Raw genomic sequence first — 12,128 nt, forward strand, 5'->3', positions numbered from 1 at the left:
TGGCTCTGCCTTCCATAGGCGAGAAAAATTCATGCTAATACAATCTGTTTTTTAAACAAAACAAAAAAGGTGTCCAACTTTATTGGACACCTATTCTTTTGAAAACATAGATACACGATGGTGCCATCGGATACTGAAAATCAATCCGATCGCCATCATGCTGCCAATAAGGGAGCTTCCTCCATAGCTGATAAAAGGAAGCGGTATACCTGTGATCGGCAGAAGGCCAATCGTCATGCCGACATTTTGAAATACATGGAAGACAAACAAGCTGATGACGCCAGTACAAAGATAGCTGTTAAACGGTTCAGTTGTTTCAATTGACACTTTAATGATGTGATAGATTAATAAGAAAAATAAACTAATGACAATACTAGTGCCGATAAATCCAAATTGCTCCCCAATCACACTGAATATAAAGTCGGTGTGGTTTTCAGGGATATATACTTGTCCATGCCCAACCCCTTTTCCGAAAATTTGTCCAGATCCGATAGCTTTTAGAGAATTGAGCAAATGATAGCCTTCAGCGCTTTTATATCCTTCGGGATTTAACCATGCATAAATCCGGCCGAACTGATATTGCTTGACACCTAAATATTTGGCAAGAAATTCAGGCATTCGCAATACAAGATAAAAAATTGTTGCAGCAAAGAGGGTTACGATGAGAAACCCTAATGTAAGAATCCGCCAAGATATGCCTGAAACAAGAATAAGGCCGGCTAAAATGGCAAACATGACAAGCGCAGTCCCAAAGTCAGGCTGCAGTATAACGAACAATACCGGTACTGCTGTCGTCACACCCATTTTACATAACAAAATGAGATCGGTTTGAATGGTTCGATGCAAATACTTTTGATGATGCTTGCAAATAATATGGCTCAAAGCAATGATTAAGAAAACTTTCATGATTTCTGAAGGCTGAAACGAAAAACCGGGAAGAGTAAACCATGCTTTAGCGCCATTTATTTCTTTGGCAATTTTTTCTGGTGAAATCATTAACAAAAATAGAAGAAATATCCCAAAACCGTATAAATACCATGTCATTTTTTGAATTTGTTCTGAATCGAACAGCATGACAACTCCGGCAATAAGACAGCTGGCTGCATAGAAGGCAATTTGCTTAAAAATAAAGTTTACCGCATATTGCCCTGAAGTCATTTGCGCTCCGTAAATGGCCACGCAGCTCGCGCAAAATAGTAGAAATATAATAAATGCTAATTGATAATCAAACCGCGATTGCGCCTTTTTGTTAGAATCCATGAAGCCCACCAACTTTATGAAAATGATTTTTTTAGAAGAGTAGAATTTCCTTATGTTAGACGAATGGTAAAAGCGAAAGGTTTCAAGCGCAAGTACGTTTATTATAGTAGCACACTTTCATTTGTTTGCACACATTTTATTCATCTATTTAAGATACCTTTGCTTCATTATTTCGTCTAATCCATAAACTGTCATTAACTGGAGATGATGAAAATGAAGAAAGTCTTGATTGGTTTGTTGCTGCTCTTCTTGGCCGCCTGCAGCAATTCAGAACAAAAATCGTCCGTAGAAAGTGCTAAAATGGATCAGACAATGATAGAGAAAAAAATTGAAAAAAAAGGAGAAATGGAAACAGTTGAAGCGAAATCAGCTGCCAGCACATACTCAAACGAACGAAAAGTTATGTACACTGCGAATATAACGGCAGAAGTGGTAAGCTATGATGAAACGATTGCAAACTTAACAAAGAAGGCCGAAAGCAGAGGGGGCTATATCATTCAATCAAATGCAGTGGAACAGGATGGAAAGATCGAGGCATATGTAACGTTCCGCATTCCTCAAAATGAACTTCAACGATTTATAGAGGAAGTGAAAAAGGCAAGCAAATCAGTCAAATCGGAGCAAATGACTGGTGAAGATCAAACAGAAGAATATGTCGATTTAAACTCTCGATTGAAATCGAAGCAAGCGGTTGAAGCTCGGCTCCTTAAATTTATGGAGTCGGCTGAGAAAACAGAAGACTTGTTGAAAATTTCGGAAGATTTGGCAGCTGTCCAAGAAGAAATCGAACAATTAAAGGGCAGAATAAAATATATTGAAAATAGAACAGACTATGCAACAGTTGAACTGCAATTAACAGAAATAAAATCTCATGAAAATTTTTCAAAGGATTTTAATACGTGGGAAAAAACGAAAGAACAATTTTTGACAAGCATTCATTGGATTGTTCAGGCGGCATCTTGGATTGTTGTGCTCGTTGTAGGGAATTTACCAATTGTTTTATTGGCGCTTATTATATTTTTCTTCGTCTATCGAACATTTAAAAAGAAACAGGAGAAGACTGAGTAATCTTTTTTACTTATGGATCGAGCTGTTAAAATGATGAAGACCGCACAATTTATTAATGAAATTGTGCGGTCTTTTTCAATTTGAATTTTTTAACTCCGTCTTCAAAGAAGCTTGCGAGCCAAGGCATGTTTTTTTAGGGGTATCTTTAATTCGTTTTTTCGCATAATAGAAGCCCTCATTATTGTTTTAGAAACGTTGATATATTGATATTTATGTTTTCAATGAGGATTTGGCTTTCCGGAAAGCCCTGGAAATACCGATTGCAGCGCTTTTGCTTTCGTCATCGTTTGTTTATTATGGGCAGTTTCGGACTTCACGTACTAAAAATGTGAAGTCTCTTTGTTATGAATTCGCTGCGTTTATTCTGCATTTAATTAACTAAGTAGTATAAAATATATCCGCAAATGATCGATAAAAAAAGATGCTTAAGAAACCGCTGCAAACGATGTTCAAAAAATGTTTTTATTTGTAGAGCCGGCTTAGTTTTTTCTGCGTTCACCATGTTCACCTCTCATTTGTACAAATATATGCGAATTAGAAGGTTAAAATGAATAAACACCTTCAATTTATTGGAATGATGATTATTCAGCTTGACGATTTTGTTTTTGGGATAAGGATGATAGGAAGAATTCATTTATTTAGGAGGACAAATAGATTAATAAACGTAGAATTATAGCAGACAAAAGAAGCTGTAAAAAGAATGAGTTTGGACGGCTTTAAAACATGTTGAAAAAATTGATCTTACTGCCTTAAGAAAAAATATGTGCGGGAAAGTAATGATGTTGATTCGGACATTCATCTTCTAAACAAATGAAGTAGGGGGCAGAGAGTAAATAAACTGGAGCGAAAAAAATTTCGCTCCTGACGTTTCCCCTCATTGTATCTACTAAATTTTTGTAAAAAGCAGCTTTCCACCAAGAACTGCAAATAAAATAGATTTGCCGTAATGAATAGCAGAAACTGTTTTTTTAGATTGAAACAGAATTTTTATTTTGCCGGCTAATGCTGAAAATAAGGAAAACAATACCAATGCTTGTACAATGAAAATAAGACCTAGTACAAACATGTCGAGCTTAACATGGCCGCTGTTTGTTGATACAAACTGCGGCAAGAAAGCTAAAAAGAACAATGACACCTTCGGATTTAACAGGTTCATCAAGATGCCTCTTTTATATAAAGAAAAGAGTGAAAGACTTTTTACATTTGCTATTTTACCGGAAACTGCTGATTTCCCTTCCTTATAAGATTCCCATGCTAAATATAACAGATAGATCGCACCGACAGATTTAATAGCTGTAAAAATAACAGTAGATTGATAGAGTATGGCTGACAGTCCGAGTGATGCGATTAAAGTATGTCCGATAAGTCCGGTGCAAAGTCCGAGAGAAGTGATGAACCCCGCTCGAAAGCCGTAAGACATGCTTTGTGCAATGACAAATAAATTATCGGGTCCTGGTGCAACGGTTAATAAAATAGAAGCTGCAAGAAAACTTAAAATGATGGACAATTCCATTTTTTACGTTCTCCTTTTCGCATAGTGGATCATTATAAAGTTTGGCTGTTTTTTTCTTTGAATAAGAATGAAAAGGGCAAAGTCAAATGACCGCCCATTAGCATGATAAAGTACGATTCGATTCAAAGAAGACAAATACTATGATGATGTTGATGCAGCAAATAAGCAAAACGAGAAATATAGAGCTTTTACTGACTTGCCTGAAACAAACGTCAAGGATGTACGGTACAGTTTCAGATAAGTGTTGTGCAATATTTAAGCAAGGCTTTCATGAGAAACGATCAGCCGGCCCTTTTTTAAAACGCCCAATTTCCTTTTCGGAAGATTGGTTCACGTGTGCCGTCCGGAAGAATGCCGTCGATGTCCATTTCTGCACTTCCGATCATAAAATCAACATGTGTAATGCTTGTGTTGAGACCATGCTGTTTCAATTCATCCTCTGTCATCGTTTTTCCGCCTTCTAAGCAAAACGCATAGGCACTGCCGATCGCTAAATGGTTTGAAGCATTTTCGTCAAACAACGTGTTATAAAATAAAAGATTTGACTTTGAGATCGGTGAGTTATGAGGTACTAAAGCAATTTCACCTAAATAATGAGAGCCTTCATCTGTTTCGACTAATTGCTTCAAAATTTCTTCGCCTTTTTCGGCTGTTACATTTGTAATGCGTCCTCGTTCAAATGTGATTACAAAATTTTCGATTAAATTTCCGCCGTAGCTTAACGGTTTTGTGCTAGTCACATAACCATTTACCCCATCTTTTTTCGGAGCTGTGAACACTTCTTCTGTAGGCATGTTTGCCATGAAAGAAACGCCTTTTTCATTAACGCTTCCTGCTCCCACCCATAGATGCTTTTCAGGCAGTTCAATAGTTAAATCCGTTCCAGGAGCTTGATAATGGAGTTTTCTATATTTTTTCGCATTTAAATAATCGACTTTTTGATGAAGGTTTTCATTATGTTTTTTCCATGCAGAAACCGGATCTTCCTCATTAATGCGTGTTGCTTGAAAAATAGCATTCCATAATTTTTCAACTCGAAGCGATTTTTCTTCATTTGGAAAAACTTTCTCCGCCCATTCTTCGCTTGCGGCAGCGATAACCGTCCAGCTGACTTTATCCGATTGTATGTATCTGCGAAACGTATTTAAAGCTGTTCCAGACGCTTTCTGGAAATTAGCGATTCTCTCAGGCTGAATGCCTTTTAATAAATCAGGGCTTTGGGACACAATAGAAATAAAAGCTGCATTTCTTTCTGCTAGGGCAGTTCTTTCGAGAGACTTCCATTCAGGATATTCTAAAAACACGTCATCAGGAGCCTTTTCATATTTTAATCTTGTTAAAACATCATCTTGCCAGTCGATATGAATATTCCTTGCACCAACCTCATAAGCTTTTTCCGCAATAAATCGGACGAGTTCTTTTGCATCTATGCTTGCAGAAATGAACAATTCTTGTCCTTTTTGAACATTGACTCCGACCTTGACGGCAAGTTCTGCATATTTTTCAAGCTGCTGTTTGAAAGTTGTCATCATCATTCTCCTTTATTTCCTACATATTTTTTTCTGTATTTTACCAAAAAAATTAAAATAAAACCAATTGGATTGCTTAACGAAAATGAATAATAGAGCTACAATAGAGATAGAAAAGAAAGAAAAAGAAACAGGTGTGTGAAGAATATGAATTTTTTAGATGAAATGGTTATTGTCAACAAATCGCATCGAGAATTAAGAGAAAAAGCCGAAAAACTTGCGGAGAAGTTCGCGGAGCGAGCCGCGAAAAATGATCAGGAATCTTCGTTTCCATTTGAAAACTTTTCAGATTTAAAAACGGAAGGATTTCTGAAATTAACAGTGCCAAAAAAATATGGAGGAAATGAAATTTCTTTATATGAATTTCTGCTTGTGCAAGAAAAAATTGCAGAAGGAGATGGAGCGACAGGTTTATCGTTAGGGTGGCATAATGGAATCGTAATGGATTTATCCGAATCAAAAAAATGGGATGAACGCACGTTTGAGCGCATTTGCGAAGAAATTGTCGCTGAAGGAAAATTAATCAATAGCTGTGCATCAGAACCGGCTGCCGGAAGTCCTGCAAGAGGCGGAAAACCAAAAACAACGGCAAGAAAAGAAGGAAGCAGCTGGATTATTAATGGCCATAAATCGTTCACATCACTGGCCCCGATTCTAGATTATTTTATTGTAACCGCAACAATTGAAGAAACAGGTGAGGTTGGCGAATATTTAGTCCCAAAAGGAGCAGAGGGGCTTTCCATAAAAGAAACATGGGATACAATCGGCATGCGCGCGACAAGAAGCGACGATTTATTACTGCACAACGTAAAGGTCGAAAAAGACGCTCTCGTTTCGATTAGACAAGCTACATTCAGTCCTTCCACTCCGAAAGGATGGCTTTTACATATTCCTGCCTGCTACCTCGGGATCGCTATCGCCGCAAGAAACTTTGCTGTCAAATATGCAAAAGAGTATCAACCTGCCAGTCTTTCTCATCCAATTTCAGAACTTTCGGAAGTGCGGCGAAAAACAGCTGAAATGGATCTGGAGCTTACAAGCGCACGGCATTTTATGTACAGTGTGGCGAAAAAATGGGATGAACAGCCGCATTTACACGAACAAATGGGGCATGAGCTGGCTGCCGTAAAATATGTTGCCACAAACAGTGCGATCAAAGTCGTTGACCTAGCCATGCGAATTGCAGGCGGACAAAGCTTAAGAAAAGAATACCCATTGGAGCGCTACTATCGGGATGTCAGATGCGGTCTTCATAATCCTCCAGCAGATGATATAACGTTAAAAATTTTCGGTGACCGTGCTTTTCAAGAATAAAAGAACACAAAAGGCGTTTTCTCAGGCTGAAAAGTTGATGGACAGCCGAAAAACGCCTTTTATTATTTCTGTGTTCATTCGTTCCTTAGTACAAATAAAAGCTTTCATTTATTACATTTGAACAAAAAATTGTTCATTGGTTTTAACTTCATTCAATCTTTTTTTATTGTCAAAACAACTTTGTCTTTTGTTTCACATCAATTGAAAAGTAGCTGCTGTCTTGTAAAAATGTTAAGATGTCCATTCTTTCAGCTTTTGATCGGAAGGTAAAAGCATGGAGAGCATGCCGATAAATGGAAGAAAGCCGCACGCGATCATAACTGGCTTTAAGCCGAATAAGTCCGCGAGAGCACCGAGCACGACTGATCCTAAAGCGCCTAAACCGAAGGCAAGACCGACCATTAAGCCTGATGCAGTTCCGATTTTTCCAGGCATTAGCTCTTGTGCGTATACGACAACTACAGAAAAGCTTGACAAAATAATAAAGCCGTTAATGAGCATTATTGGAATTGCCCAAAATTCATTCACATAAGGCAAAATGACCGCCAGCGGAGCTGATCCGAGCATTGAGAAAGCAATGATATTCCGTCTTCCGAAACGATCTGAAAGCGGCCCTCCTAAAAATGTTCCGATTGCACCTGCTGCTAAAAATATAAAAATATATAGCTGTGTTTTGCTGATGGAAAGTCCATGTTCATGAATTAAATAAAAAGGGTAAAAATTAGTGATTGCTGCATGATACCATGAACGAGCAAAAACTAAGAAGATGAGCAGCATAAGTCCAATTTTCACTTGCTTTTTTCGAGCGGCAGGAACTTGCACAACGGCTTTTTTTGCGCTTGTTTTTTTTCGGCTGTCGAGCTTTTCCTTATACCAATTTGCAATGTATAGAAGGACGATGACGGCCATGCCGGCAATTAAAGTAAACCAAATCGCGCCAAATTGTCCCATAGGGACGAAAATAAGAGCTGTCATAATGGGAGCAAGAGATTGTCCGGCATTACCTCCAACTTGAAAAATGGATTGGGCGAGCCCTTTTCGTTCTCCCGCTGCTAAATGCACCACTCTTGAACCTTCCGGATGGAAAACGGCTGAACCGATTCCGACGAAAAATACCGAAACTAAAACAATCCAATAATTAGGTGCAAAAGCAAGTCCCAGCATGCCGAAAAACGTACACGTAAGCCCGATGGGCAGCAAATAAGGCATCGGCTTTTTATCTGTATAAAACCCGACAGCAGGCTGAAGCAAAGATGCCGTTAGCTGAAGGCTGAATGTAATGAATCCAAGCTGCATATATGTAAGATTCATTGATTTTTCCAATATAGGGAAAACTGCTGGAATAACAGCTTGAATCGAATCGTTTAGAAGATGAACAAATCCGATAATAAATAATATTCTGTATAATGTAATTTGACCCATATTCTGTTTTTGAACAGCTGCTTCCATTTTGGTTTCTCCTCTCTTATTTATTCGTATGTCTAAATATTTTACTTGATTTTACAAAAATATGAAATAAAAAAGTTTAACGATTTACAGTAGTTTTATTATGTCAACTTAGTATATATAAAGGTCTGTCTAGAAAGTCAAATTTCCATTGAAAACAAAAAAATCATAAACATCGATATAGCAACGTTTTCTAAAGCATTAAAGGGGGCATCCATAAGCCAAAAAAGACTCATTGGACAGCCCCCTAAAAGCGTGCAAATAGTATTTAATTTAAAGCTTCAGATAACGTTTCAAGATTGCGTTTCATAATGCTGAAGTAGTCTTCGTTGTTTTTTAAATCTGTTTCCGAAACACTTTCTAAATTATGTAGCGTTAATGATTTGGCACCAATTTCTTGTTGGATGATTTTTGCTACCTTTTCAGATACATTTTGTTCAAAGATCACATGTTTTAAATGATGTTTTTTCGATAGTTCAATGATTTTGACAAGCTGCTTTTGACTAGGCTCATCTGTTGGAGATAATCCCGATATTGGAATTTGTTCAATATCGTAGCGGTCTTCCCAATAACCATAAGCAGCATGAGCCACAAGAATATATTTTGTTTTCGATTTTTTAATTGTTTCTTGAAATGATTGATCCAGTTCTTCAAGATCTTGTTTAAGTTGAGCGAAATTTTGTTCAAAATATTCTTTTTGATCAGGAGCCGCTTCCGTTAAAGCGTTCTTGATGTTTTCCGCAAGAGTAATGGCCCTATTTGGATCAAGCCATACATGAGGGTCAACATCTCCATGTGCATGATCGTGTTCCTCTTCGTTTTGGTTCACATGTTCTTCTTCATGATCTGAATCTTCTTCATGATGTGAATGCTCTTCTTCTCCACTTTCATGGTCATGTTCATCTTCGGACGCACTTAATAATGGAATTCCTTCAGCTGCTTTTACAATTTTGACATTGCCGTCTTTCAGCGTTTTTTCTGCCTTATCGGCAAATCCTTCTATACCAGCTCCAGTATAGATAAATAAATCCGCTTTCGCAATTGCTTCCAAAGTTTTTAATGTAGGTTCATACGTGTGGGCTTCTACATTCGGCGGGTAAACACTTTCGACGTGAACGTATTTACCGCCGATTTTTTTAGTGAAATCTGTCAGTGGATAGATTGTTGTATAAATTTCAATTTCTTTTTGATTGTTTTTGTCCTCATTATTATTGTTCGTTTCGGAAGCATTGTTGTTATTTTGGCCGCAGCCGATAGGAAAGATTGCAAGCATTGCCATTAAAAATGCAAAAAAGACTTTTTTCATCGATTTGAACTCCTTTCAAAATATATGTGTACCCCGCTGTGTTAAATCGTAATGATTTCGATTTAATTATATATAACATTTTCTAAATGGGCAAGGCTAGAAGCACTAAAAACAAAAATATCACAAACTATAACATTTTGTTATACCCCATGTTGAATAAGCATTTCACACCAATCCTTCTCACTGGTACCCTTTAATTAGGATATTAAAGAGGTGAACTTGAATGGTGGAAATGGTTTTGCTGCTCGCTCTTGGACTTTTGTCAGGCGCTTATGGGGTAATGGTGGGAGCAGGGGGAGGATTTGTGTTTGTTCCTGCTCTCTTATTGCTGTTGAAATTGCCTCCTGAAATTGCAGCTGGTACTGGTCTTGTTGTGGTTTTTCTCAATTCTATATCAGGGTCGATGAATTATATACGGCAAAAGCGTGTTCATTTTTCTATCGGTTGGCCGATCATCTTCGGCTCCATCCCGGGAACGTTTATCGGCACTTGGCTGTTGGGAATTATTTCACCCGACTTTTTTTATTGGATATTTGCCGCTGCTTTATTCATGCTCGGGATGTTTTTGCTTTTAAAAAAAGCTCCGGAAGAGCCGGAACATAGTATGAAAGCAGGTTTTTTCAATGAGGGCAGAAACCGTTTAAAAGCTGTTTTTTTATTCATCATCGGACTTTTGTTGGGAACTTTATCGAATTTTTTTGGAATTGGCGGCGGATGGTTGCTCGTTCCCATTTTAATTTATTTATTGAAGATTCGTCCTCACGACGCAACTGCGATTTCTCTTTTTGCATTATCGATCTATTCACTTGTTGGTGCGCTGAATCAAATTGCATTAGGGAATGTTAATTGGACGGCCTGCTTGTGGGGCGGTATAGGAGTGATGATCGGCTCTCAACTGGGAGCTATCTTATCAACAAAAGTGCCTGGAAAATGGATTTTGCAAATGTTGTCTTTTTTGCTGATAGGTGTTAGCATGAAGTTGTTTTTAAGTGTTTAAATTGTAAGGAAGTGATTCCGAATTGGATTTGGAAAGTTTAAAAATGTTTTGTCTTGTTGTTGAGGAAGGGAGCATCAGCCGTGCTGCAAAGCTTGTCTATGTGTCCCAGCCGGCTGTTACGAGAAAAATCCATCAACTAGAGGATTATTATGGAACCCCATTGTTTGACCGTTCGAACGGAAAAATGACTTTGACAAAAGCCGGCAAAATGTTATATCCGATTGCCAAAAATATTGTGGAAGAAATTCAACAATCAAAAGAAGCAGTAAAGGAAATAACCGGACACAAAGATTTTACACTAAGTGTCGGAGCGACGTTGACAATTGGGGAATATCTTTTGCCTAGTCTGCTCGGAAAATTTAAAAAAGAAGTGCCAGATGTAAAGCTTTCATTAGCGATTTCTAATACTCCGGGCATTATTGATCGGCTTGTTGACCGCAAAATTGATATCGGATTTGTAGAAGGAGTTGTAGAAAACAGCATTTTTCATGTAAAAAAGCTTGTCGATGACGAGCTTATTTTAGTATGCGGAAGAGAGCATCCTTTGAAGGAGAAAAAACAAATTGACATTGAAGAGCTGGCAAAAGAAAAAATGATCTGGAGAGAAAAAAATTCAGGAACCCGTCTCATTATCGAAAATACATTAAAAAAATATGGGGTGTTAGATAAAATAAATTATTATATGGAGCTAGGAAGCACGCAGGCTGTAAAAGCTGCTATAGAATCCGGGCTGGGAATCGGCTTTTTGCCGAGGATTACGGTGTCAAGAGAGCTGAAATATGGCTACTTACATGAATTGAAAATAAAAGATGTGGAAATTAAACGGCATTTATCGATATTGTCTCGGACTGAACGGTTCCGCAAAGAAATTGTTGACGAATTTATTGATTTCATTTATAAAAAAATGGTAAGTTCAGGTTAAAATAATTGTTTTCACAATTAATAAAAAAGGATGAAAAAAGATGGCTTTGATATCCGAAATCGCTGATCTTTTGCAACAATCTAAACATGCTGTTGTATTTACTGGCGCAGGGATGTCCACTGCCAGCGGAATTCCGGATTATCGTTCAAAAACTGGTTTGTGGCGCAAAAAGGATCCGAGTAAATTGGCAAGCATTGAAGCGATGGAGACAAACCGTGATGAATTTATTCAATTTTATAAAGAACGCCTTCAATTATATAAAAGCAAATCTCCGAATGAAGGACACTACTTGCTGGCAAAATGGGAAAAGGAAGGGAAGATTCAATCGATTATTACTCAAAACATTGATGGGTTCCATCTCTTAGCAGGAAGCAAAAACGTAATTGAACTTCATGGAACACTTCAAACGTTTCACTGCCACAATTGCGGCCAACGCTTTCTAAATGATGTATACTTGAAAAATCAATATTATTGCGGCTGCGGGGGCTTTATTCGTCCTTCCATTACACTGTTCGGAGAGCTGCTTTCGGAAGATGCTTTTAGAGATGCGGAGCTTGAATGTGAAAAAGCAGACATTATGATCGTGCTTGGTTCATCTTTAACAGTTCGGCCAGCGAACGAAATACCGTTCTTGGCAAAAAGGATGGGAGCGGTATTAGTGATTGTCAACCAAGAACAAACAGACTTCGATGAATGGGCTGATTTTGTTTTTCATAACGATATTATACAATTTTTGAATGAATTGAATAATCGATTGAACAGGTGAAATGTTA

10 protein-coding genes are annotated in these 12,128 nt (G+C 37.8%); 5 read left to right on the top strand and 5 right to left on the bottom strand.

Going from position 1 to position 12,128, the window contains the following annotated elements; translation table 11 throughout:
* Positions 1 to 90: 90 nt before the first annotated feature.
* On the bottom strand, positions 91 to 1,260 hold the full coding sequence (locus NSQ71_RS07815) for an FtsW/RodA/SpoVE family cell cycle protein (protein WP_063389628.1): 1,170 nt from the start codon (positions 1,258 to 1,260) through the stop codon (positions 91 to 93).
* A 213-nt stretch (positions 1,261 to 1,473) separates the two neighbouring features.
* On the opposite strand from NSQ71_RS07815, the gene NSQ71_RS07820 reads away from it, so the two are divergent.
* Positions 1,474 to 2,328, top strand: a complete 855-nt coding sequence (locus NSQ71_RS07820; RefSeq protein WP_327855903.1) for a DUF4349 domain-containing protein — start codon at positions 1,474 to 1,476, stop codon at positions 2,326 to 2,328.
* Between the two features lie 886 nt (positions 2,329 to 3,214).
* Here NSQ71_RS07820 and NSQ71_RS07825 read toward each other — a convergent pair.
* Together NSQ71_RS07825 and NSQ71_RS07830 are read right to left on the bottom strand one after the other, a co-directional pair.
* The gene (locus tag NSQ71_RS07825; protein ID WP_063389630.1) at positions 3,215 to 3,841 is read right to left on the bottom strand and encodes a LysE family translocator; all 627 of its coding nucleotides are present in this window, start codon (positions 3,839 to 3,841) and stop codon (positions 3,215 to 3,217) included.
* 296 nt (positions 3,842 to 4,137) lie between these two features.
* Entirely contained in the window at positions 4,138 to 5,370 is a 1,233-nt protein-coding gene (locus tag NSQ71_RS07830) for an aminopeptidase (RefSeq protein WP_094245626.1), read from the bottom strand.
* Between the two features lie 147 nt (positions 5,371 to 5,517).
* Between NSQ71_RS07830 and NSQ71_RS07835 the strand changes: the two genes are divergently transcribed.
* Positions 5,518 to 6,684: an acyl-CoA dehydrogenase family protein gene (locus NSQ71_RS07835; protein WP_094245627.1), complete on the top strand. Its 1,167-nt coding sequence runs from the start codon at positions 5,518 to 5,520 to the stop codon at positions 6,682 to 6,684.
* A 231-nt stretch (positions 6,685 to 6,915) separates the two neighbouring features.
* Here the strand turns inward: NSQ71_RS07835 and NSQ71_RS07840 are convergent, their stop codons facing one another.
* Entirely contained in the window at positions 6,916 to 8,133 is a 1,218-nt protein-coding gene (locus tag NSQ71_RS07840) for an MFS transporter (protein WP_066251268.1), read from the bottom strand.
* 265 nt (positions 8,134 to 8,398) lie between these two features.
* Positions 8,399 to 9,436 carry a metal ABC transporter substrate-binding protein gene (locus tag NSQ71_RS07845; RefSeq protein ID WP_340733609.1) on the bottom strand — a complete coding sequence of 346 codons (1,038 nt, stop codon included), beginning with the start codon at positions 9,434 to 9,436 and terminating at the stop codon, positions 8,399 to 8,401.
* A gap of 223 nt (positions 9,437 to 9,659) precedes the next feature.
* On the opposite strand from NSQ71_RS07845, the gene NSQ71_RS07850 reads away from it, so the two are divergent.
* Genes NSQ71_RS07850 through NSQ71_RS07860 form a run of 3 tightly spaced genes read left to right on the top strand, consistent with a single transcriptional unit; the run spans position 9,660 to position 12,121 of the window.
* Positions 9,660 to 10,433 carry a sulfite exporter TauE/SafE family protein gene (locus NSQ71_RS07850; RefSeq protein WP_340733611.1) on the top strand — a complete coding sequence of 258 codons (774 nt, stop codon included), beginning with the start codon at positions 9,660 to 9,662 and terminating at the stop codon, positions 10,431 to 10,433.
* Positions 10,434 to 10,455: 22 nt separating this feature from the next.
* Complete coding sequence (locus tag NSQ71_RS07855) at positions 10,456 to 11,355, top strand: LysR family transcriptional regulator (RefSeq protein ID WP_063389634.1); 900 nt, start codon at positions 10,456 to 10,458, stop codon at positions 11,353 to 11,355.
* Between the two features lie 40 nt (positions 11,356 to 11,395).
* Positions 11,396 to 12,121: an NAD-dependent protein deacylase gene (locus NSQ71_RS07860; RefSeq protein ID WP_340733613.1), complete on the top strand. Its 726-nt coding sequence runs from the start codon at positions 11,396 to 11,398 to the stop codon at positions 12,119 to 12,121.
* Positions 12,122 to 12,128: the final 7 nt, after the last annotated feature.

Origin of the sequence: Aeribacillus sp. FSL M8-0235 (assembly GCF_038000355.1) — a bacterium.
GTDB lineage: Bacteria > Bacillota > Bacilli > Bacillales > Aeribacillaceae > Aeribacillus > Aeribacillus composti.